This is a genomic window from Erysipelothrix amsterdamensis (assembly GCF_940143175.1).
GTDB lineage: Bacteria > Bacillota_I > Bacilli_A > Erysipelotrichales > Erysipelotrichaceae > Erysipelothrix > Erysipelothrix amsterdamensis.
In genome coordinates this window covers 442272-466040 of the sequence record NZ_OW659496.1, presented here as the reverse complement: position 1 = coordinate 466040, position 23769 = coordinate 442272, and the positions used below count along the sequence as shown (strand labels likewise).

Sequence of the window (23769 nt, the reverse complement as noted above, 5' to 3'; positions counted from 1 at the left end):
TTTTAAAGGAGAACCATATCACAATGTATACATGGAATTTAGATGCCCTTTATAAAGGGTATGACGCAGACTACACTTCAGATGTAGAAAAGCTCAAAACAATTATTGAATCAATGAATAACTTAGCACCCAACCTCACAAATAGTAAGGATTTAGAGGCTTTTATAGTTCTCGATTCAGAACTCAATACACTTGCAAATTCACTTGTTAGCTTCGCAAGTTTACAGATTTCAGCTAACGCAAGTGATAATGAAAGTAATCGCCATATGGGCCAGCTGCAAAACATACTTAGCGAGACATCACGCGCATACGCACTCTTCAGTAAATTCATGGCAGATTCAAAAGACGTATTTCCTCAATGGGTTGCGGAAAGTCCATTGATTAAAGAACATGAGTTTATCTTGCAAGAAATGATTGACCTCAGCAAGCATAATTTATCCCCTGATGTTGAAGAAGTCATTTCAAAATTAAATATTAACGGCGCAAGCGCTTGGAATCAATTATTTGGTCATCTCACTTCAATGACGACGATTGAATTTAATGGCGAAAAACATACGATGGCATCAATTCGTAATCTTGCATACTCACATGATCCAAAAATCCGTAAAGATGCTTATTATAAAGAATTAGAATTATATGAAAAGATGGATGACTCCATCGCATTCGCATTAAACAGCATAAAAGGTACCGTAAATACGGTTTCTGACTTGCGAGGATATGAGTCCGCACTTGATAAAACACTCTTCGATTCAAGAATGAGCAAAAAAACACTTGATGCTTTATTGGAAGCAATTGAAGCGTATCTTCCTGTATTTAGAAAATATCTTAAACATAAAGCCCATCTCATGAATCATGAAAACGGTCTTCCTTGGTATGATCTCTTCGCACCCTTCGAAACCAAAAACCCAAAAACTTATACAGTTGAAGACTCCAAAGAGATGATTCTTAATAGCTTCGCAGCATTTTCAGATGATCTTGCTGAGATGGCAAAAACAGCTTACGAAGATGCATGGATTGACTTTTTACCTCGCGAGGGAAAACGTAGCGGCGCTTTCTGCAGTAACCAATCGCAAATAAAACAAAGTTATGTTCTCACAAACTTCGATGGCTCTATCTCTGATATCGTTACAATCGCTCATGAATTGGGACACGCTTACCACGGTATGATGATTGAAGATTTGCCGATATTGAATACAAGCTACTCAATGCCTGTAGCTGAAACAGCTTCAACATTCTGTGAAAACATTGTCTTCAATGCTGCACTTAAAGCATCAAGCGATGAAGAAAAACTTGTGTTAATTGAAAATTCACTTCAAGATTTAACCCAAATTATCGTTGATATCCTATCACGATTTAAATTTGAATCCGAAGTCTTCGAACGCCGTAAATCTGAATTCTTATTCCCTAAAGATTTAAAAGAAATTATGATTGAAGCACAACACCAAACTTACGGAGATGGATTGGACGCGAGCACTTATCACCCTTATATGTGGGCATGTAAAGGCCATTATTATAGTGGTGGATTAAGTTATTACAACTTCCCTTATGCATTTGGTGGTTTATTCGCACTGGGTCTCTACGCTAAATTTGAAAAAGAAGGAGCATCTTTTGTTCCTGCATACCGAAACCTTCTGAAAGCTACAACAACTGCATCCTGTGAAGATGTCGCTGCACAAGCGGATATTGACGTAACAGATGTCGAATTCTGGAAATCAAGCCTTCAAGTCGCAGCAGACCGCATCGAAATGTTTATCGAATTAACCCAATAGTATTATCATCAATACACATAAAGAAAAAACCATAATCACAGGAACTGACCTAGTTCCGTGGGACTAAAGAAAAAAACCTCTTGTATGAGAATTATTGTAAAATAGTTCAATATAGGAGGTTTTTATATGGGAACACGAACTATGCATAGCTATGAGACAAAGATGAAAGTTATAGAAATGAAATTGGCAGGCTACTCAAGCAGGTTTATTCAGACTGAACTTGGAATAAAAAATGTAACACAAGTCAAAACATGGTGGAGATGGTATCGAAATGGTGAACACTACCGATTTTCTCAACCTGTAGGCAAGCAATATACTTTTGGAAAAGGGCCTGAAGGAGACACGGTCGAAGAAACACAAAGACTTAGAATCAAATCTTTGGAGCAACAAATTGAACTATTAAAAAAGTATTTGGAAAGAGAAAGGATGTGGTTCCTGAAATAATCATCAAGCTCGTTGAAGAGTATCGCAACACTGTATCTATTAAAGATATCTTGAATCTTTTTGGGGTACCTAAGTCAACGTATTACCGTTGGACTAAAAAAGAGCAACTTGAGTCTAATAATTATTCTGTCAATGAAGCATTAGTAATTGAACTTTGTAAAGAAAATAAATTTCGTTATGGATATCGAAAAATAACTGCATTAATTCGAAAAGAAAGAATTATCAATAAGAACACTGTTCAAAAGATAATGCAGAAACACCAATGTCAATGCCGTGTTAAGGTCAAACGGTATAGAAAAAACAAAAATCCGAAGATCATTATGCCCAATATCATTAATCGCGACTTTAAATCACTACGTCCTCTAGAGAAATTGGTGACAGATATCACTTACATCCCTTATGGCCATAAGATGCTCTATTTATCTACGATCATGGATTTATATAATGGTGAGATTATTGCGTCTACATTGAGTGACAGACAAAACCTAGAATGTGTGGTTGATACATTAAATCAACTTCCGGATATCGTTCAGCCATGTATTCTTCATTCTGATCAAGGGAGTGTCTATACATCAAAAGAGTATCAACTCAAAGTAAAAAATAAAAGCATTACCATGAGTATGTCCCGTAAGGGTACACCCGCTGATAATGCTCCTATCGAATCGTTTCATGCCTCGCTAAAGTGTGAAACATTCGAATTAAACCCAGACCTAAAGGGTTCTACTGAAATTGTATCACAAACTGTGATAAACTATTTAAAATATTACAATGAAAATCGAATACAAGAAAAGCTAGGATATCAATCTCCCGTAAATTATCGGTTAACTTCATCCTAACTTGGTTTTTTCTTTAGTCCCAAGGAACTAGGTCAGTTCCCAAAAGTGACTATGGTTTTTTTATTTCTAAAGCATGCGACCTGAACGATCAAAACGATAACGTGTGCCATTTATGGTCATTGTTTTATCTGAAACCATAACACAGTCAGAAGGGTTTAAATAATACCAAGAACCACCCAACTTAATCCATCCTTTTTGAAGTGCTCCAGACCCTGTAGCATAATACCATTTTTGGTTCAGCTTTACCCACTGATTGGCATGCATTACAGAATCAGTTCCGAAAGCATAACTTGAACCACCAATGCGGTGAACGCCACGTGCAGTTCCACCATGACTTAGGAAGTAGTACCATTTACCACCTGATTTCTTCCATTGACTGGTTAATGCAGCACCAGAATCCGATACATAGGACCAAGAACCACTTGCATTTTTATACCATTGATTCGAAAGCATTGCGGTACTTGAGTCAAAGACATACCAACTTCCGTTAATTTTCTTCCAGCCTGTAATCATTTCACTGTTTGCATCAGCGTAATACCATTTACCGCTGACTTTAACCCATGCATTTTTAACGGCAGCACCACCTGAATTGAGATAATGCCATTTCCCCTTAGAATTTTTAATCCATTTATTTGCTTTCATATCTGCATCAGAACCAAATTCATACCATGATCCTTTTACAAGATGAAGACCTGAACGGAGCATTTTGCCATCATTACCAGCATAATACCATTTACCTGAGGATTTAAACCATTCATTCATTAACGCTTTACCATCTGCACCAAGGTAACTCCAACGCCCTTGTGCATCTTTAGTCCATGTATTCGAATACATCACTCCAGTGCTGTTATTAAAGAGATAATAACTTCCACTGATTTTCTTCCACCCTTTTACGGCTGCATTGTTTTCATAATAGAGCCATTTCGCGCCATCTTTAACCCAACCTGTTTTAGGAGCGGTTGGTATCGATTCGGTTGTGAGATAATCTTGTGACACATATCCAATTTGATTGTTATAGACAACTTTCGCCCATCCATTTGTAGTTGGATATGCTTGAACAACTGTCTTCGCAGGAATTGTAGCTAAGATACGATTTGATGTACCCCATCCACTACGCATGTTGAGATCTTGTTTTACAGTATATTTCTTCGATGTTTCCGCTACCGTAATGCGAGTACTTGGGGCATTCGATTTCTTAATACCACTTGATTTAATTTTAACCCGTGCACTATTTGCAATATAGCCCAAGTTTGCAGGTAAATCTACAGGCATAGCCTTAACGGATACCGAACCGTTTACAACTGGCATTGATAGATACGTTTTCATATAACCCGATGCATCCCCAAGATCAAGTACAACTTGATGATTTAAACCTGAATTTGTTGCATAGTATACACCTGAATGTGTATTCGCACCTTTATATACAGGCGTACTTGTTTGATTGTTGATGCGGGCTAATGAATAGCCATTATAATCCTTAAATCCCGCTGCACGATCGGTCGTATAAGCGATACCCGCTACTTTAATACCATAAAACGGGTCCGAAGCATAACGAACGGTGATTCCAGAACCTTTATTCCCAAAACTCAGTCCGGCATTACGCCAATCCCCAACATCAAAATACGAGCTTAACTGCTTTGCCATATGATTATTAATACTGTTATACACCCCTGTATAAGTCAGTGCTTGGCTTGGATCAGAATCAACCGCATTCCAACCAAACAGATTGAATTTGTTTTTAGCTAACCATGAAGTTCCATAAGCAGACTCATGTGCTGCTTGCGCAAATAACAGGAGTGGATTCATACCATAGAGATGACCACTTTCAAGAAACGCTTGTTCGTTTCCAAAAATGATCGAATCTGTTTTATCAAGATAACGTAAGCGTTCGTTTAGATCATCCGCTCCAATATTTGAAAAACTACGAACTGGAAGCCATTGATAATACGCATAAAATTCTCCAGGTTGACTACCATCCATGATTGGTTTTTTCAATTCTTTATCGCTAAAGAAATGAACACCATCTTCTGAATAGTATGGATTTCCAGATTCTGGAAGCCACGTTGGCGCTTGCGCATACGTAATTCCTTGTTCTCCACTTTGAGCGTAGGTTTGAGAGAAGTATAATGATATTTCCCCATTTTTCACCCAATAATAATCTGGAGAAACTACTTTTCGATAACCGTCATCATTAAGATTACCACCCAAATAAATTGGAAGTTTTTTATCAATATAGTGCATTGGAATTAAATCAACTTTACTTAGATCAACATACCCTTCAGCACCTTGAATATTAACTCGAATTACAGGTTTTCCCGAGTCTGTTAACTCAGTCCCTTTATATTGCATTTTATAATTACTTGAAATATAAGTAAGTGCAGAACCTGTAAGGTTACGATTACTATAGATATTTAATGTTTCACTGCTTGCAAGGTCTTTGATTTCACCTTTACGATTTGGAAGTGAGTGTGCATAGCCAGAACTCATGGCCACAATCCCCAAATGACTCAACCCTGCCATCGACGTCACAACATAACCACTTCCCAGTTGATTCATTTTATTTATGGCATCATTAAGATTGTTACTTTCAAAATTTGGTTTTCCTGTGGCAATACTACCATCATCCATAATTTTCTTAACTGAATAAGTATGTGTTGCACTCGTTTCACGAATGAGATGACTGGAGGAATCGAAATAATATGAAACATCTCCAACTTTTTTCCATTGTGATTTCGCAGCCTTCCCATCAGAGTCCAAGTAATAGGAATAACCACCTGACTGAGTCCATTGATTCTTAAGCATCACTGACTTTGAATCAAATAAGTACCAAATACCACCAATTTCAGCCCAATCATTTTTCACTGCACTCCCACTTTTACTGAAGTAATACCAATCATCACCACTTTGATGCCATGCTTGTGACTTCATCTCACCATCTGGTTTGAAGAAATACCAGTATCCACCAATTTCTTTCCAGTTTTTGATTGGATTTCCATTTTCGCAGTAAAACCAAGCCGTACCTTTTTGTATCCAACCATTTTGTACACAAAGACTCGAAACCGCTTTTAAGATATTGGGAGATGCTTTTGAAGGAACCTCAGCTTCCACCTCAGGCACTTCCAGCTCAAGTTTTGATGGTTCTTCAATCACCTCAGCCTCTTCTTCTTTTTCAAATTCTATTTTATGATTTAAATCAACTTCTTGACTTACATCGGTACTTAATGATGCATCCGGTTCATCAAATGCTAATGTATTATAAGTAACTGATGTAACAAGCATTACTAACGTTAAAAATAACGCTAGAAATCTCTTTCTTTCCATAAACACAACCTCCTCAACAATAATAGTATTATAAACTATTCTCCTACTATAAAGTACTGTATCCAGCAATCATATATTAATTAATCTTAATTTTACCATGAATTCTCAAGAATATGAAAAAAGCACTCTTTCGAGTGCTTTATCGTGCGCCACTTCCAGTTAGAACCACACGAATTGTTTTGAAGATAATCACGATATCTTGCTTGAATGAGAATGCATTTAGATACTCACGATCAAACACAAGTTTCTCAGCTGGAGTAATATCATAGCCCCCATTAACTTGAGCCCAACCTGTGATACCGGGTTTAACAAGAAGTCTATCTTTAAAACCTGGAATTTCCGACTCAAACTGATCCGTTAAATCTTTACGTTCCGGACGAGGACCAATAATACTCATCTCCCCTATTAATACATTTAAGAATTGAGGAAGCTCATCAATACGAACTTTACGAATAAAGCGTCCCACTTTCGTAATCCGTGGATCATTCTTCTCAGCCCAAACAGCACCGGTATTAACCTCGGCATCGACACGCATCGATCGTAATTTATAGATTTTGAATTCTTTTCCTGCTTGTCCTACACGTTGTTGCGTATAGAAAGCAGGCCCTTTAGAATCCACCTTAACAATAATTGCGAAAATCACAACAATTATAATAATAATTGGTGAAAACAATAGTGTTAAGATAAGATCAAAAATTCGTTTTAAATAAACGTATGGGTGTTTTTTCTTAAACTCTTGATACTTTTCCATTAATACTATGTTCTCATGAGCATCGGAGTTGTTGTTTATCATATTTTTCATCCTCATTATCTTAACAGAATGTTTATTATTTAATAAACACTGCTTTTTTATATTTTACAAACAGGTCAATTATAGCATATTCGCCATATCCTAACAAGGTTATGTGCAGGTTCGGAATCGGAAACAAAGAAAAAGAATCTTTCGATTCTCTTTCTGTAACAGTTATATTGTTATTTTTTAATAAAAGCCATGATACGCTCATAGTCTTCGATATAATCAACCTCACCCCAGAAATTCGGAGCAACATTTTTAACATGAATGGGTTGCTCTTCAATCATGGAATATAGAATATTTTCCCACCATAGGCCATGTTGCTGTGTATCAATTAGAACTTCTAAACGTTGTAAGAATTCTGGTAAGAAGTCTGATGATAATTTCGCAATTCCAACATATTCTCCAGTGATATCATCACCGGTTAATTCTTTACCGTGTTTGATTAAGATATCGTTTTCGTAGTAGAATTTGTAATCACTTTCTTCTTTACGAGTATCGTCCGAGAACAATACTGGTGATTTTTTCTCAGCTAAGATAATATCAAGTGTTTTTTGTTCTAAAAATACATCTGCATTCATAATTAACACATCTTCTGCAGGTTCAAAGAAATCTTTCGCAAACCAAATTGAAGCAACACTGTTTGTTACATCATAGAATGGGTTGTAGTAAAACTTAACATCTTTACCTTTAAGTGCTTCACGAATATACTGACCTTCGTATCCCAATACGATCGCAATATCGTTAATACCATTCTTATTGAATAATTCAATTGTATACTCAATCAGTGGTTGTCCCCCAATATCAACAGTACATTTAGGTCTTCCTTCTAAATAACGGCTAATACGAGTTCCTCTTCCTGCTGCTAATAATACTAATTTCATTAGATTATACCTCTTTCTTTAAGCGAATCGAGCGCATTATATAATGTCTCCATATTTTCTTGAGTGATTTCACCGATGTGTGAAACCCTTAAAACAGAATCTGCATAAGCACCACCACTTGGCGTTACCCAGATTTCATATTCATCTTTTAGAACCGTGAAGATTTCTTTTGCTGATTTACCTTCTGGAACAAAAAGCGCTGTCACTGCATTCGAACTCGAATCGGTAACACACTTGAACCCGTAATCTTCGATTTTTGATCGAAACGACATCGCGAGTGCTCTTGTATCCCCAATTGTTTGTTCAATGCCATCTTGCTTAACTTGCTTAAGTCTTAGATTGAGTTGTAAGACGATACCAACAGCAGGCGTAAACGGTGTTTGCCCACGCTTCGCATTGGATAAAGCACTCTTTAAATCTAAGTAATAACAAGGACGTTTGTTTTCATCAACGCGACGTTGAGCATCTTCCGACAACACAAGAATCGAAAGTCCTGGAGGCAATGCTAAAGCCTTTTGAGATCCTGTAATGAGAATATCAATGTTGGATTGCTCCATCATAATTTCATCTGCAAGAAACGCACTGATTGCATCCACAATCAAGAATAAATTATTACGTTTACAAAACGATGAAATTAAATCGATATCATATAAAACACCCGAAGATGTTTCATCTAAATTCACAAGAAACCCTGTAAATCCCGCATTTTCATAAGGTTCTAAATCAGCCGATGTCAAACTTTGACCAAAATCTAAATTAATGGATTCAAAATTTACATCATACACAGAACATATTTCACAAAAACGAGCTCCAAAAGAGCCGCCATTAACAATTAAAAACTTATCGTTATCTTTTGCGCAATTCACAATAGCTGCATCCATTGCAGCTGTACCCGATCCCGTTAAGACAACAACTTTATCCTCATCTCGAGCACCGCAAATTTCTTTAACGATTGATTCATTTTCCAACATAACATCTGAAAACTCAGGTGTTCTAAAGTATGGAACAGGCTCAGCACCAACATCCATTATGTCTTGACGCATCATGACCGGCCCAACTGTAAAATTAAGCATATTTTCCTCCTTAATTGTATCATCAAATATTAATTAAGCAACATCGATGAAAACAATCAAACTTTATATATTAAACATTTATATTATACCTTATTTTCGAATCTAATAAAATTCTTAAATACAAATTAATGAATCCATAACTGCTTTAATACTAATATTTATGGAATTGTTATATAATTGAATACGGTTAATCCCCATAATGAGACAAGGAGGTATCACAATTTTGAAAAAAATGATTGTAATCATGGTTTTCAGCTTTATGCTTTGTATTACGATGCTATCGTTACTAAGCCCAGATCGTACCAATTCAGACTTAGAATATCGAAGTCTAGCCCAATTTCCAAGTACAAATATACAAGAAGTATTCAACGGAACTTTTTTTGAAGAATTCGAAACATATCAACTTGACCAACTCGTATTTCGAGATAGTATTTTAAAGTCTAGTTCTAAAATTGATAAATTTTTACTTAAATCAATTCGTAAGAATCATTTTATCAGCGAAACAGGTTATCTTTTAGAGTTTGAAGATTACCAGGAACAATCAATCAATTCGTTACAAGTGTCCCTGAATAAACCGTTATCAAACCTTCAAAACCTAAAAAATGTTTCAGAAAAAAGTGGTGGTCAATTTATTTTTATTGATATTCCACAAAAACACGATTTCCACAGCGAGCTTTTCCCAAATTATTTCGCAACAAACACAGCACATAAGTTAGAATACAACAATGCACTGCTTACACAGGCAAATCAAACGTCTATTCAGACGATACCTGGTTCCGATGTTTTCTTAGAGAACAATATACTTGAACCTTACTACAAAACCGATAACCACTATACCGCTGATGCATCATTATTAATTTATCAGGAGCTCATTAAAACAATCAACGATTCCCGCATTACGACACGTCCGGACAGCGGCTATAAACGAGTCGTTTATGAAAGTCCATTCATCGGGAATAATTCTCGAACGATGGCAGATACAAGCTATTCTAAAGGAGAAACCTTTTACTACCTCAAACCCAAAAATCAATCACTCCCAAAATATAAGCGATATGAGGATAGTTCACCTTCGGATGAGCCCGTTATGATTACGGATGAAACGATTTCACTTTACGGTAATTATATGAATGGTGACAAAGCAAATACAGTTATAAAAACAAAACGCGACAATCTACCCAAGATACTCTTTATCGGAGATTCGTTCACCAATGCCTTAGAGTATCTTTCCATTTATGATTTCAATGAAGTTCATTCACTTGATTTACGATCCTACAAAGGTAATGTCTATGAATACATTGAAAAAAACAAATTTGACGTAATCGTCTTTGTTCGAAACACACAACTTAATTTAATTGAAAATGGATAGGAGATTCTATGCCCCTTACAAGTTACACATTTTTATTTGTTTTCCTTCCCCTTGCAGTCCTCATCAACCTTGCGACACACGGAAAACATAAGACATCCCTCTTAGCAGTTCTTAATTTATTGTTTATCAGTTATCTTGGATTTGGTCCATTGCTTATCATTATCTTATCGATGTTAAGCTATTTCTATGCCGCCGCTTTCTTGTATAAGAAACCAAATAAGAAGTTGTTTATCGCTACAATTGGTCTTAACATTCTAGTCTTGGTTTTCTTTAAGTATAAACCGCTTTTTATCGAAACAACAAACCTGACTTTTTTAGAAGGGTTTATGGCTCCAATCGGCATTTCGTTTTATACCTTCCAAGGAATTGCTTATCTAGCAGATGTCGCATATTGGGACCGAAAACCCGAAACAAACCTGCTTAAATTCAGTGCGTTTTTTATGTTATTTATGACTATCACATCGGGCCCCATCTTAAGGTATGATGAAACTAAGATTGATGACAAAGATGTGTCTCATGAGATGTTATACAATGGATTTGTACGCTTTACTATCGGTTTGTTCAAAAAAGCATATCTTGCTGCGAATTTTGGACTCATCGTCGCAAAAGTCTATGAAGGCCTTTATACCACAGCTTTCTTTACCGGAACAGCATGGCTAGGGTCCATTGCGTTTATGCTTCAGCTTTACTTGGATTTCTCTGGTTATACAGATATGGCCATTGGAATCGGTGGAATGTTTGGAATTCATTTACCTGAAAACTTTAACGATCCCTACCTTGCTCGATCGTTTAGCGACTTTTGGAAACGATGGCATATTACCCTTACCCGTTGGTTCAAGGATTATATCTACATACCCTTAGGCGGTAATCGTAAAGGTTCCAGACGAACTTATTTGAATATGTTAGTCGTATGGCTCATTACCGGATTTTGGCATGGTTCTTCCCTCAACTTTATTATTTGGGGATGTTTTAATTTCTTGGTAATCATCCTAGAACGTAATGTATGGGGCGAAGCACTCAAAAAAGCACCACGCATCCTTCAACACCTTATTACCCTAATCCTCATAAACATCGGGTGGGTTTTCTTTCGTGCAGGTTCCCTAGCGCAAGCTTTTGATTTTCTATCAAAAATGTTTATATGGGATATGAATCTGATTGGTGTTAAACAAATCCTAACCTATGTCCTTTCACGTCCCCTTGATTGGATTCTCGCAATCTTATTCTGCACACCTCTCATCAATTCATTGATCATGCGTTGGAATACCAGCGAGAAGCAATGGCAACAAATCGCAAGTATGGTCTTAATCGTAGGATTATTTGTACTTGGCATTATCTTTGTTGTTACAAGCTCCTTTAAAGCATTTATATACCAACAATTCTAATGAAAACAAGCAACAAAAAGACCCATAAAATTATGGGTCTCTTTTCTTTATTTCTACTCATCGAGTAGGTTCTTTTAAATTTGGCGGAGAACATGAGATTCGAACTCACGGAAGCTTTCACTTCGCCACCTTTCCAAGATGGTGCCTTAAGCCACTCGGCCAATTCTCCAGTGCTTATTTATTATACATAATAATTAAACAGAAAACAATGTATAATATACAAAAAGGAGGCTTTCTTTGTGCTACTTATCAATCGAATCAAAAACAGTACCCAACTTTCAGATACCGAATCAAAAATTGCGCAGTATATCCTTGAAAATCCGCAACTTGTGACCCAACTGACAATTCATGAATTATCTGAGACTACGTACGCAAGTGCGTCAACCATTACCCGTTTTTGTCGAAAAATGAAAACGGAAGGCTTTAGTGATTTTAAAGTTAAACTGGCAAGTGAATTAAGTTCATTCTCAATAACAGAGAATCGCATCCGTGATGATGTACCCTTCAAAAAAAATCAAACGAGTGCTGAGATTGTCCAATCCATATTATCACTCAACTATCAATCCATGAACGATACTTACAACAACATGGACCTGGAACAGCTCGATCGAATTGCTCATAAAATCTACCATACACCTCATATCTATCTCTACGGTTCGGGTCAATCGTTAATTCTTGCTCAAGATTTTCAATATAAATTGTTCCGTATTGAACTTGATTGTAATCTCGAAACATCTTTAGGATTTCAATCGCTCAAAGCAAATACACAACCCCTTGACAGTATTGCTCTCATTATTTCCTATTACGGTCAAAATGAACACAACAAAACCATCGCTGACTCTTTAGTTGAGCGGAATATCCCTTATATCTTAATTACGGGGCCCTTAAACAACCCCTTATGCACACATGCCACAGAAGTTGTTCATGTCTCACCACAAGAAGAACTTGTCACCAAAATGGCCTCCTTTTCCTCGAGAACATCGATGCAACTCGTACTTGATTTTATCTATGCTTTAATCTTCGCAATCGATTATGAAAAAAACCAGGAAATCATCGAACAGCATCCATGGTATATAAAAAAAGACTCCAATCCTCGGAACTGACCTAGTTCCGTGGGACTAAAGAAAAAACCAAGTTAGGATGAAGTTAACCGATAATTTACGGGCGATTGATATCCTAGCTTTTCTTGTATTCGATTTTCATTGTAATATTTTAAATAGTTTATCACAGTTTGTGATACAATTTCAGTAGAACCCTTTAGTTCTGGGTTTAATTCGAATGTTTCACACTTTAGAGAGGCATGAAACGATTCGATAGGAGCATTATCAGCGGGTGTCCCCTTACGGGACATACTCATGGTAATGCTTTTATTTTTTACTCTAAGTTGATACTCTTTTGATGTATAGACACTTCCTTGATCAGAATGAAGAATACATGGCTGAACGATATCCGGAAGTTGATTTAATGTATCAACCACACATTCTAGGTTTTGTCTGTCACTCAATGTAGACGCAATAATCTCACCATTATATAAATCCATGATCGTAGATAAATAGAGCATTTTATGGCCATAAGGGATGTAAGTGATATCTGTCACCAATTTCTCTAGAGGACGTAGTGATTTAAAGTCGCGATTAATGATATTGGGCATAATGATCTTCGGATTTTTGTTTTTTCGATACCGTTTGACCTTAACACGGCATTGACATTGGTGTTTCTGCATTATCTTTTGAACAGTATTCTTATTGATAATTCTTTCTTTTCGAATTAATGCAGTTATTTTTCGATATCCATAACGAAATTTATTTTCTTTACAAAGTTCAATTACTAATGCTTCATTGACAGAATAATTATTAGAATCTAGTTGCTCTTTTTTAGTCCAACGGTAATACGTTGACTTAGGTACCCCAAAAAGATTCAAGATATCTTTAATTGATACAGTGTTGCGATACTCTTCAACGAGCTTGATGATTATTTCAGGAACCACATCCTTTCTCTTTCCAAATACTTTTTTAATAGTTCAATTTGTTGCTCCAAAGATTTAATTCTAAGTCTTTGTGTTTCTTCGACCGTGTCTCCTTCAGGCCCTTTTCCAAAAGTATATTGCTTGCCTACAGGTTGAGAAAATCGATAGTGTTCACCATTTCGATACCATCTCCACCATGTTTTGACTTGTGTTACATTTTTTATTCCAAGTTCAGTCTGAATAAACCTGCTTGAGTATCCTGCCAATTTCATTTCTATAACTTTCATCTTTGTCTCATAGCTATGCATAGTTCGTGTTCCCATATAAAAACCTCCTATATTGAACTATTTTACAATAATTCTCATACAAGAGGTTTTTTTCTTTAGTCCCACGGAACTAGGTCAGTTCCCTCAATGATTGGAGTCTTTTTTAGAACTTATATTGATCAAGATATCGTTTAACACCGTCTTCATGATTCAAACCACAGATTGCATTCGCAACATCCTTCACTGCTTGCGTTGCATTCTCCATTGCAACACCATGCCCTGCGTCCTCAATCATATGCAAATCATTATTATTATCACCAAAGGTCATAATTTCATCAGGTGTAATACCATACTTATCCATATAGTACTGAAGTCCGACCATCTTATTAATCCGCGGATCCATAAACTCAATTAACTCTTTTTGAGAGTAAAAAGCAACATAACGTGAATCGGGATTTTCATTTACATACGCTTCAATACGCGCTAATATTTCAGGTTCTCCACTGAAAATAATCTTAGCGTGCGAGTCCAAAACTTTAGAACGGACATCGACATACTCCAAATCAATGTGAGTACGAACCTCGATATTATAAAAATCCTCAAATTGTGTATAGAGTTTCCCAGGTCCTGTTAATACTGGGTTTCCACCCATTGGCATAAAGGTATCCAAAATTTCACGAATTAAATCTCCACTTAACGGAAATTGTTCATGAATCTCACCATCCGCAAAATCATACACAAATCCGCCATTATCACAGATTGCGAAATCAAATAATTCGGCGATATCAGGTATCCCAAAGACTGCGGAATCCATGGGTCTGCCCGTCGCAACCCCAAACTTAATTCCCTTCTGACGCAGTTCACAAATTTTTTCCCGCATTGAAGGTGTTAAAACATGATCAGCATCCAAAAGTGTCCCGTCCATATCTGTCGCAATTAATTTAATCATATACTTCCTCAACTTTCATAAAAAAAACAGAAGGCAAAGCCTCCTGTCCATTATAGCAATTTAATCTCTAATCTGCGATGTATTTAACGCCTTGGCTTTCAAGTTCCGCAATTTTATCGGAAAATTGGGGTAAATAGTCTTTATGTGCTATAAGCATTTCATGAAGCATATCAATCGTGTAATGTCCCCCTTGAATCATAGGATTAATCGAAAAGGCTTGAACCGCTTTACGATAATTTCCGGTAACAGCTGCTTCAATCACCGTTTCTTCCATTGCTTTCATCATTTGTAATTGACCGCGTGCTGCCGGTTCAAAAGATCCCCAGTTAAACGGTTCAGCGCCATGAGACGTAATCACGCTTGTTACCTCCACAACACAATCATAAGGTAAATCCGTAATCGTACCATTATTTTGGGTACTTACAGTCATGACCGTACGCAAGTCATTATGAATGGATGCAATTAATTGACACGCAGCATCAGAATAATGGGCACCACCACGTTGCGTTAATTCTTCAGGCTTATAATTTAAATTTGGATCTTTATACAACTCAAATAAGGCCGCTTCGGTTTGTTGGACCGTTTCAGCACGTGTTTTATGATTCGTCCAATTTTCCATAAACTCTTCGGTCATATTTCGCGCAATATAGTAGTAACGGTGATAAGAACACGGAATCATTCCTAAATCCTTCAACTGATCAAGGTTATAAGGTATGGGTGTGATGTTTTTCACTTCTTGGACTTTTGAAAATGCACTGCTTGGATCAAACAATCGTTCAATCAACGTTTGCGTTACTTCCGTTCCATCTTGGTCCCAAACACGATGCCAATGAAAATGATTCACCCCTGCAAACTTTTCAAATAAAACATTTGCATCCTCATCATACCCCATTGCTTCATGGTTGATCTTTGTACAGCCAACCGGAATATTACAAAGACCAATTGTTCGTTTCCAACCACCCCACTTAATCGCTGCCTCGGTTATAATTCCAGCGGGGTTCGTGAAATTAATCAACCATGCATTTGGACATAATGATTCCATATCTTTAATAATATCAAGAATTACAGGAATCGTACGAAACGCTTTAAAGATACCACCCGCACCATTTGTTTCTTGACCCAGTGATCCGTATTTCCCGGGAATTCGTTCATCTCGTTTCCGTGCTTCAAGTTGCCCAACACGAAATTGTGTCGTCACAAAATCCGCGTCTTTAAGTGCTTCACGACGGTCAAGCGTTAATTTTACTTTCCAATCAAGACCGGCTGCCTCCACCATACGTTGTGCCATTGCACCTACAATTTCTAACTTTTCCTTACCTTCTTCGACGTCCACCAACCACAGTTCTGAAATATCAATTTGGTTAGATCGTTTAATGAATCCTTCCATTAATTCTGGTGTATAACTGCTGCCTCCACCAATCGTCACAATCTTTATTTTTTTTGTCATAGTCGCCTCCTAATTATTCAAATTGTATCCCTTCTTCAACCTTCTCACAATAAACCACACCGAACTTGATTTTTAATTTCATTTAAGTGTTTTCTCAAGTGTTAAGTGTGAAATTAAATACCATATTCTTATGGTATAATTTATTCAGGAGGCTTTTATGACTAAAATATTACTTGGAACTTATACAAAATCTGAAAGCAAAGGGATTTATGAAATTGACTTGGAACAAGATCGTTTAGTGCGTTTAACGCACATTGCGGAGGTAGAAAACCCAACCTACCTTGATTATGATCCAACAACGCAAACCTTATTCAGTGTCTATCAAAAAGATGATCAAGCAGGGATTGCGACATGGAAGTATCAAGGAACTAACACAGAACTTATTGAACGCTTTGTTGAGATGGGACCTGCACCGTGTTATGTGGCCTATGACAAGGTTGAAGATCAAATCTATGATGCGAATTACCATAAAGGACGCGTCAATGTTTATAAAAACCATCAAGTTTTTAAGAAAATTGAATACAAAGATGGATCGCATGCCCACTTCGTGAACAAGAAACCCAACACTGAATTTGTCTATGTTTGCGATTTAGGTTTAGATACGGTTCGTAAATATGAACTCATGAATGAAATCGCAACATATAAAGCACCTGCAGGGTCGGGTCCACGACACCTTGCCTTTCATCCACATCTACCCCTCCTTTATCTTTTCTCTGAACACACATGCCATGTGACAGTTCTTGAAGATGATGGATTTGATTTTATAGAACACGGTGTGTTTGATGCATTACCGGAAACTGAGACCATCCGGTCTGCAGCTGCAATTCGAATCTCTAAAGACGGAAACTATCTTTATGTATCCAACCGTGGTCACGACTCCATCACAGTCTTTAAAATCAGTGAAGACGGGCTCCAACTTGAATTAATTCAAAATATTTCAAGCTTTGGTGAACATCCGCGTGATTTTGCCCTCAGTCTAGATAATAAATATCTTGTTTGCGCAAACCGTGATTCAAACAATCTCACTTTGTATGCGAGAGATGTTGTAAATGGGAAACTGACACTACTCCAAACAGATGTTTACGCACCGGAGTGCGTTGCAGTTCTCTTCATCTCGTAATAATAATAATAATATTAAAGACATCCGAACCTTGATAAGCTCCCCTTAAAGTAGACACCCGAAATAAATAAAATCGGGCACTACAAAAAAGGAGGAGCTTTTTCTATGGGGAGAAAGAATAAATATCCAGCCGAAATAAAAGAACAAGCAATTAATGAATATTTGAATGGCATAAAAGGTGCACCAGAAATAGCTGAAGAATTATCTATTGATTCTAGTACATTACGTAGTTGGGTGAAAAAGTATCAAACTTATGGTATTGAAGTTTTTTCAGATAAAGATCGAAACAAAAGTTATTCGAAAGAGCTCAAGGAATCCGCAATTAGGGATTATCTTGAAGGCGCAGGTTCTCTTAAAGATATTAGTATTAAATATGGTATAAGTTCCCATGAGGTTTTGCGCGGATGGATAAAAAAGTATAATAGACTTGAAACTATAAAGGATTACGATCCTAAAGGAGAAGTCTATATGACAAAAGGTAGAAAAACAACAATTGAGGAGCGTCAGGAAATTGTCGCATATTGTATTGAACATGACTACGATTATAAGGGGACTGCTGAGCGCTATGAACTTTCTTATGCTCAGGTTTATCAGTGGGTGAAAAAGTATAACGAATTGGGAGATGATGGTCTTCTTGATAAACGTGGCAAGCGAAAACAAGAAGATCAACTTAGTAATGAAGAACGTTTAGAACGTAAAGTAAAACTACTTGAAAGACAACTCGAACTGAAAGAACGCGAGAACATTCTATTAAAAAAAGTGAAGGAAATCGAAAGGGGGCGATATTCTCCAAAGCAAAACAAGAAGTAAAGTATCTCGCAGTGCAGGAACTACATCATAAACATGGCTGGAGTATTCAGTGGATGTGTAAGGTACTTAAAATCGCAAGAAGTAGTTATTATAAATGGACGCATCGTGTTGAAACAAGCAATGAAATTGAAAATCATGAGCTTTGCAATCTCATTCTTGATTATGATGAACTATTTGGACATATCTTAGGCTATCGACGCATGACGGATTGGATCAATGAGTTGAATAGCGTTCAATATAACTCGAAGAGGATTCATAGACTCATGAAGATGCTAGGGGTGAAATCAGTGATTCGTCAAAAGTCTAAAAAATATTCACGAAGCACTCCTGAAATCACAGCTGAAAATATTTTAAATCGAAATTTCTTTGCCGCAAAACCGAATGAAAAATGGCTGACAGACGTCACAGAATTTAAGATTAAAGGTTCAAGTAAGAAACTATATCTCAGTGCGATTATTGATCTTTATGATTTAAGTGTTGTGGCGTATCAAATAAGTGATCGGAACAATAATCAACTTGTGTTTGATACTTATCATAAAGCTATCGCGAGATATCCAGAGGCAAAACCTTTATTTCACAGTGACCGCGGATTCCAATACACAAGTAGGGCATTTAGGAAACAGCTAGAAGATCAAGGAGTGATGCAAAGTATGTCTAGAGTGGGACATTGTATTGATAATGGTCCTATGGAAGGATTTTGGGGAACAATCAAATCAGAAATGTACTACCCTAATGAATTCAGTACAAGAAGCGAATTGAAGAAAGCAATTGAAGTGTATATTGATTTTTATAACAACAAGAGACTTCAGAAACGCTTCAAAAACAAAACACCAATGATGGTTCGAACTGAAGCGCTAGGAACAGAGACACCTGTAGTCTACGCGATTCCAACTAACAAGAAGATTGAAGCTTACTGGTCAAACATTAGAGAAAAACAAATGCAGTCACTTGTAGCATAAAAAAGATGATTCATCATAAAGTGATAAATCATCTTGGATATTTTATTTATTTCACCTGTCTACTTGACAGGGAGCAGTTCAACCCTTCGATGTCTTTTTTTAATTCAAAAAAAAATCACGCGGTTTAAGCGTGATTTTTTGAGTTTAATAAATTATAAATTAAACAGTTCTTTCGTGAGCCGTTCTCATAAGAACATCAAGTTGTTGTTCTTTTGTAAGTTCTACAAATCGAACAGCATAACCTGAAACACGAATTGTTAAGTTAGGGTATTTCAATGGATTGGCCATAGCATCTTCAAGAAGTGCATTGTCAAATACGTTAACGTTTAAGTGGTAAGCGCCTTGTGCGAAGTAACCGTCCATAATACCACGTAGGTTTACGATACGTTCGTCTGAAGTTTTACCCATTGCGATTGGCGCAATTGTTTGTGTATTTGAGATACCATCAAGTGCACAGTTATAGTCTAATTTAGCTGTTGAGTTTAATGAAGCTAATAAACCATTCTTTTCTGCACCGTATGATGGGTTCGCACCAGGTGCTAAAGGAACACCTTGTCCACGTCCATCAGGTGTATTACCTGTAGCTTTACCATAAACAACATTTGATGTGATTGTGAGTAAGCTTAATGTCGGTGTTGAATTGCGGTATGTATGGTGACGTTTAATTTGTCCCATGAAGTATTGTAATGCCCAGTTTGCAAGATCATCTGCACGGTCATCATCATTACCATATTTAGGGAAGTCTCCTTCGACTTCATAATCTACAACTAAACCTTTTTCGTCACGGATCGTCTTAACCTTAGCGTATTTGATTGCTGATAAGGAGTCAGCAACGTGTGAAATACCTGCAATACCAGTTGCAAAAGTACGTTTAAGATCGGAATCCATTAATGCAAGTTGTGCTTTTTCATAAGCGTATTTATCGTGCATGTAGTGAATTGAGTTTAATGTATTTACATATAATTCAGCTAACCAGTCCATCATGTCTTGGTAAGCAACTTTAACTTCATCAAAGTTTAAGTATTCTGATGTAATTGGACGTAAACGTGGTCCAACTTGTGCTTTAGTCACTTCATCAATACCACCGTTGATAGCATAAAGTAAACATTTAATTAAGTTTGCACGAGCTCCAAAGAATTGCATATCTTTACCGATTACAGTAGCGGATACACAACATGCGATTGCAACGTCGTCTGAACCCCATTTTTCACGAAGTAATGTATCATTTTCAAATTGAATTGAAGATGTTTCGATTGCTACATGAGATGCAAATGTACGGAATCCTTCTGGTAATTCTTTACAGTATAGAACTGTTAAGTTTGGTTCTGGTGAAGGTCCCATGTTAATGAGTGTGTGGAGTAAACGGAAGTCAGTTTTTGTAACGAGTGAACGTCCGTCAAAGCCCATACCTGCGATTGATAATGTTGCCCAGATTGGGTAACCACTGAACAATGCATTGTATTCAGGTGTACGTGCAAATTTAACCATACGTAATTTCATTACGAGGTGGTCAATAAGTTCTTGTGCTTCTTTTTCAGTAATCACACCATTGTCTAAATCACGTTGGATATAGATATCAAGGAATGCTGAGATACGTCCAATAGACATCGCTGCCCCGTTATTTTCTTTGATTGCTGCTAAGTAACCAAAGTATAACCATTGAACTGCTTCTTTAGCATTTCCTGCAGGTTGTGAAATATCAAATCCGTAAGAAGCAGCCATTTCTTTAATTTCTGCTAATGCATGAATTTGATCGCTGATTTCTTCACGAAGACGAATTACATCATCCGTCATTGTTTTGTAACCTGTATGTGCTAAATCGTTTTTCTTACCAGCAACAAGACGATCAATACCATAAAGTGCGATACGACGGTAATCACCGATAATACGTCCACGTCCGTAAGCATCTGGAAGACCTGTAATGATTTTGTTCTTACGTGCTGCACGCATTTCAGGTGTATAAACATCAAATACCCCTTGATTATGTGTCTTGCGCCATTTTGTAAAGATATGTACTAACTCTTCATCAGGTTCATAACCATTACTTTCAAGAGCCTTCACAGCCATTCCAATTCCACCGAAAGGAATAAACGCTTGTTTTAATGGTTCATCTGTTTGGAACCCAACAATTTGTTCTTTATCCTTGTTCATGTAACCAGGACCATGTGAACTTACAGTAGATACAATTTTAGTATCCATGTTGTAAACGCCAGCTTTCTCACGTTGTACAGCATTCATTTCTTCGAGTTGTTCCATAAGATCCAACGTATTTTGAGTTGGTCCTTCTAAGAACTCATCATTACCAGTATACTCTGTGTAGTTATTTTTGATAAAATCACGAGTATCAATGTTTTCTTTCCAATAGCTTCCTTTGAAGCCTTTCCATTGATTATACATTAAGATACCTCCTTATTCTCGGGTTTGATTCCCAATATCTTATTTGTATTACACGCATATTATATCAAACTTAGTACAATACGTTTTATTTTTCACATCCTTTTTGGGCTTGTTCTTGTACACACTTGTGCTTAATTGCTTCAAAACATACTAGTTTGAGAATTCACAGACTTTTTTCACAAAATTATTTAGGTCACTTCAAATCTAAAAATACTCACTTGTAAGTGAACTTAGTTCAAATAAAACCCTTTTTCATTTATGTCATGGTTTCACAAACTCCATAAGCACCGTTAACACTATCTTGCTCAAAATAACGAAGTTTATGAGTGTAGAGCTATCCGTAAAAGTTCAAATTTAACGGTAGTCATTAAAAAAACGACGCTAAACAACTTTAATTTCGAAATTAAAAGCAAGATAGTGTCGTTTTATTCAAAAAAAAAGACTGATTTCGATCAGTCTTTGAGTGCTTCAATAAGTAGCGGTAAATAAATCGGTAAATCGGGTGGTCGTCTTCCTGATACAACGTGACCATCTCGAACTGCCGGTTCATCAACCCAATGTGCTCCCGCATACATTAAATCATGCTTAATGCCTGGTGTACTGGTTACCGTTTTTCCGTTTAAAATTCCAGCAGATGATAAAACCCATCCAGCATGACAAATTTGACCAATTACCTTTTTATTGCTGTCCATATACTTCACAAAATCCAGTACTGGATCCAATCGACGAAGATAATCTGGTGCCCATCCACCCGGAATCACAAGACCATCATAGCGCGTAATATCCACATCCGAAAACTTTAAATCACTCACAACCGACAGACCGTATTTTCCACGGTAAGTCGTTCCACTAAGTTCAGCTGCTATATCAACGTGCGCACCCGCTTCACGAAGTCGTAGAATTGGATACCACAATTCAAGATCATCGAAATCATCACTCACGATGGTTAAAACTCTTTTACCACTTAATTCCATGTCATCACCTCTTTATTAAACTCTATCAATATCCCTTTCTAAAGTATAGTTATTTGCTTTAAGATTGTAGTCTGCGATGCATCTTGATACGATACGTATATATAAGGAGGAATTTTTATGTTTTATCTAGGTTGTCATCTCTCATTTGCGAAAGGTTATGAAGCAATGGGACATGAATCACTTCGTATTGATGCCAATACGTTTCAGTTCTTCACGCGAAGTCCTCGCGGCGGAAAAGCAAAGCCCCTTAATCTCGAGGATTTAGGAAAACTTAATACTTTAATTGAAGCAAACAATTTCAAACACATTCTTGCGCACGCACCATACACGATGAATCCTTGCAGTAATAAGGATTATACGCGTGATTATGCAGAAGAACTCATGCTTGATGATTTGTCTCGTATGAGCCATATCAAAGGCAGTCTTTATAACTTCCATCCGGGAAGTCATGTAGGACAAGGTGTTGAACCGGCGATTGTTATGATTTCTGATATGTTGAATCGCGTCTTAGACCCAAATCAAGAAACAATTGTCTTACTTGAAACGATGGCAGGTAAAGGAACTGAAGTCGGTCGCACTTTTGAAGAAATTGGTGCAATTATTGAAAAAGTGAAGGTTAAAGAAAAAATTGGTGTATGTTGGGATACATGCCACATTTATGATGCCGGTTATGATATCGTGAATGATTTAGATGGTGTTATCGAACACTTTGATGAAGTTGTTGGTTTAGATAAACTACATGCGATTCATATCAATGACAGTAAAAATCCCTTTAAGTCTCACAAAGATCGCCACGAAAAAATCGGTCAAGGATCAATAGGGTTGGAAACATTCGAAAAAATTATAAACCATCCCAAATTACGTCATCTTCCGTTTTATCTAGAAACTCCACAAGATGATAACGATGGTTATAAAGCAGAGATTGAGCTCTTAAGATCAATTCGCAAATAACAACTTAAGGTTTATTTATGACATCTTACCCTTTTTTTGTATCGATTCGATTATAATTATTT

General features: G+C 36.8%; 18 protein-coding genes and 1 tRNA gene. 9 read left to right on the top strand and 10 right to left on the bottom strand.

The features are described 5' to 3' along the window. Positions 1–23 precede the first annotated feature (23 nt). Positions 24–1769: a M3 family oligoendopeptidase gene (locus NMG63_RS02205; protein ID WP_254007346.1), complete on the top strand. Its 1746-nt coding sequence runs from the start codon at positions 24–26 to the stop codon at positions 1767–1769. A 126-nt stretch (positions 1770–1895) separates the two neighbouring features. Continuing rightward, positions 1896–3049 (top strand): IS3-like element ISErh1 family transposase gene (locus NMG63_RS02200; protein ID WP_123171090.1). Its coding sequence is split into 2 segments (ribosomal slippage): positions 1896–2169 and positions 2169–3049, totalling 1155 coding nucleotides; the frame shifts between segments, so codons are not numbered across the junction. A gap of 66 nt (positions 3050–3115) precedes the next feature. Here NMG63_RS02200 and NMG63_RS02195 read toward each other — a convergent pair. The 4 genes from NMG63_RS02195 to NMG63_RS02180 all read right to left on the bottom strand — a co-directional run bounded on the left by NMG63_RS02195 (position 3116) and on the right by NMG63_RS02180 (position 9120). Beyond that, entirely contained in the window at positions 3116–6370 is a 3255-nt protein-coding gene (locus tag NMG63_RS02195; RefSeq protein WP_254007345.1) for a glucosaminidase domain-containing protein, read from the bottom strand. A 139-nt stretch (positions 6371–6509) separates the two neighbouring features. Beyond that, entirely contained in the window at positions 6510–7163 is a 654-nt protein-coding gene (locus NMG63_RS02190) for a sugar transferase (RefSeq protein WP_254007344.1), read from the bottom strand. 179 nt (positions 7164–7342) lie between these two features. Beyond that, on the bottom strand, positions 7343–8047 hold the full coding sequence (locus tag NMG63_RS02185; protein WP_254007343.1) for a phosphocholine cytidylyltransferase family protein: 705 nt from the start codon (positions 8045–8047) through the stop codon (positions 7343–7345). Further along, a complete protein-coding gene (locus NMG63_RS02180; protein ID WP_254007342.1) occupies positions 8047–9120 on the bottom strand; it encodes a pyridoxal-phosphate-dependent aminotransferase family protein in 1074 nt (357 codons plus the stop codon). Before NMG63_RS02180 ends, NMG63_RS02185 begins: the two co-directional genes overlap by 1 nt. A 232-nt stretch (positions 9121–9352) precedes the next feature. On the opposite strand from NMG63_RS02180, the gene NMG63_RS02175 reads away from it, so the two are divergent. After that, entirely contained in the window at positions 9353–10486 is a 1134-nt protein-coding gene (locus NMG63_RS02175) for an alginate O-acetyltransferase AlgX-related protein (protein WP_254007448.1), read from the top strand. Between the two features lie 8 nt (positions 10487–10494). Next, a complete protein-coding gene (locus NMG63_RS02170; protein ID WP_254007341.1) occupies positions 10495–11868 on the top strand; it encodes an MBOAT family O-acyltransferase in 1374 nt (457 codons plus the stop codon). 81 nt (positions 11869–11949) lie between these two features. Here NMG63_RS02170 and NMG63_RS02165 read toward each other — a convergent pair. Next, a tRNA-Ser gene (locus NMG63_RS02165) sits at positions 11950–12037 on the bottom strand. Positions 12038–12107: 70 nt separating this feature from the next. On the opposite strand from NMG63_RS02165, the gene NMG63_RS02160 reads away from it, so the two are divergent. Further along, positions 12108–12971 carry a MurR/RpiR family transcriptional regulator gene (locus NMG63_RS02160; RefSeq protein ID WP_254007340.1) on the top strand — a complete coding sequence of 288 codons (864 nt, stop codon included), beginning with the start codon at positions 12108–12110 and terminating at the stop codon, positions 12969–12971. Between the two features lie 32 nt (positions 12972–13003). Here NMG63_RS02160 and NMG63_RS02155 read toward each other — a convergent pair. The 3 genes from NMG63_RS02155 to NMG63_RS02145 form a co-directional block, all read right to left on the bottom strand. Next, positions 13004–14157, bottom strand: a protein-coding gene (locus NMG63_RS02155) for an IS3-like element ISErh1 family transposase (protein WP_254006376.1) whose coding sequence is annotated in 2 segments (ribosomal slippage) — positions 13004–13884 and positions 13884–14157 — 1155 coding nt in all. Because the reading frame shifts where the segments join, the coding sequence is not laid out codon by codon here. Between the two features lie 106 nt (positions 14158–14263). After that, positions 14264–15049, bottom strand: a complete 786-nt coding sequence (locus NMG63_RS02150) for a Cof-type HAD-IIB family hydrolase (protein ID WP_254007339.1) — start codon at positions 15047–15049, stop codon at positions 14264–14266. Between the two features lie 67 nt (positions 15050–15116). Beyond that, positions 15117–16496 carry a 6-phospho-beta-glucosidase gene (locus NMG63_RS02145; protein WP_254007338.1) on the bottom strand — a complete coding sequence of 460 codons (1380 nt, stop codon included), beginning with the start codon at positions 16494–16496 and terminating at the stop codon, positions 15117–15119. 157 nt (positions 16497–16653) lie between these two features. Between NMG63_RS02145 and NMG63_RS02140 the strand changes: the two genes are divergently transcribed. The 3 genes from NMG63_RS02140 to NMG63_RS02130 all read left to right on the top strand — a co-directional run bounded on the left by NMG63_RS02140 (position 16654) and on the right by NMG63_RS02130 (position 19385). Continuing rightward, on the top strand, positions 16654–17616 hold the full coding sequence (locus NMG63_RS02140; RefSeq protein WP_254007337.1) for a lactonase family protein: 963 nt from the start codon (positions 16654–16656) through the stop codon (positions 17614–17616). A 105-nt stretch (positions 17617–17721) separates the two neighbouring features. Next, positions 17722–18426, top strand: coding sequence for a helix-turn-helix domain-containing protein (locus NMG63_RS02135; protein ID WP_254006375.1), 705 nt, complete (start codon positions 17722–17724; stop codon positions 18424–18426). Next, complete coding sequence (locus NMG63_RS02130; protein ID WP_367399273.1) at positions 18366–19385, top strand: IS3 family transposase; 1020 nt, start codon at positions 18366–18368, stop codon at positions 19383–19385. Before NMG63_RS02135 ends, NMG63_RS02130 begins: the two co-directional genes overlap by 61 nt. A gap of 159 nt (positions 19386–19544) precedes the next feature. Here the strand turns inward: NMG63_RS02130 and pflB are convergent, their stop codons facing one another. Beyond that, positions 19545–21782, bottom strand: a complete 2238-nt coding sequence (gene pflB, locus NMG63_RS02125) for a formate C-acetyltransferase (protein WP_254007336.1) — start codon at positions 21780–21782, stop codon at positions 19545–19547. Between the two features lie 452 nt (positions 21783–22234). Further along, positions 22235–22756 carry a type 1 glutamine amidotransferase domain-containing protein gene (locus tag NMG63_RS02120; protein WP_123171784.1) on the bottom strand — a complete coding sequence of 174 codons (522 nt, stop codon included), beginning with the start codon at positions 22754–22756 and terminating at the stop codon, positions 22235–22237. A 117-nt stretch (positions 22757–22873) separates the two neighbouring features. On the opposite strand from NMG63_RS02120, the gene NMG63_RS02115 reads away from it, so the two are divergent. Next, entirely contained in the window at positions 22874–23707 is an 834-nt protein-coding gene (locus tag NMG63_RS02115) for a deoxyribonuclease IV (protein WP_254007335.1), read from the top strand. The last annotated feature ends 62 nt before the right edge of the window (positions 23708–23769 follow it).

Coding starts and splice junctions, on each gene's coding strand:
- NMG63_RS02205 (WP_254007346.1), top strand. CDS start 24: ATGTATACATGGAATTTAGATGCCCTTTATAAAGGGTATGACGCAGAC.
- NMG63_RS02195 (WP_254007345.1), bottom strand. CDS start 6,370: ATGGAAAGAAAGAGATTTCTAGCGTTATTTTTAACGTTAGTAATGCTT.
- NMG63_RS02190 (WP_254007344.1), bottom strand. CDS start 7,163: ATGATAAACAACAACTCCGATGCTCATGAGAACATAGTATTAATGGAA.
- NMG63_RS02185 (WP_254007343.1), bottom strand. CDS start 8,047: ATGAAATTAGTATTATTAGCAGCAGGAAGAGGAACTCGTATTAGCCGT.
- NMG63_RS02180 (WP_254007342.1), bottom strand. CDS start 9,120: ATGCTTAATTTTACAGTTGGGCCGGTCATGATGCGTCAAGACATAATG.
- NMG63_RS02175 (WP_254007448.1), top strand. CDS start 9,353: ATGATTGTAATCATGGTTTTCAGCTTTATGCTTTGTATTACGATGCTA.
- NMG63_RS02170 (WP_254007341.1), top strand. CDS start 10,495: ATGCCCCTTACAAGTTACACATTTTTATTTGTTTTCCTTCCCCTTGCA.
- NMG63_RS02150 (WP_254007339.1), bottom strand. CDS start 15,049: ATGATTAAATTAATTGCGACAGATATGGACGGGACACTTTTGGATGCT.
- NMG63_RS02145 (WP_254007338.1), bottom strand. CDS start 16,496: ATGACAAAAAAAATAAAGATTGTGACGATTGGTGGAGGCAGCAGTTAT.
- NMG63_RS02140 (WP_254007337.1), top strand. CDS start 16,654: ATGACTAAAATATTACTTGGAACTTATACAAAATCTGAAAGCAAAGGG.
- NMG63_RS02135 (WP_254006375.1), top strand. CDS start 17,722: ATGGGGAGAAAGAATAAATATCCAGCCGAAATAAAAGAACAAGCAATT.
- pflB (WP_254007336.1), bottom strand. CDS start 21,782: ATGTATAATCAATGGAAAGGCTTCAAAGGAAGCTATTGGAAAGAAAAC.
- NMG63_RS02120 (WP_123171784.1), bottom strand. CDS start 22,756: ATGGAATTAAGTGGTAAAAGAGTTTTAACCATCGTGAGTGATGATTTC.
- NMG63_RS02115 (WP_254007335.1), top strand. CDS start 22,874: ATGTTTTATCTAGGTTGTCATCTCTCATTTGCGAAAGGTTATGAAGCA.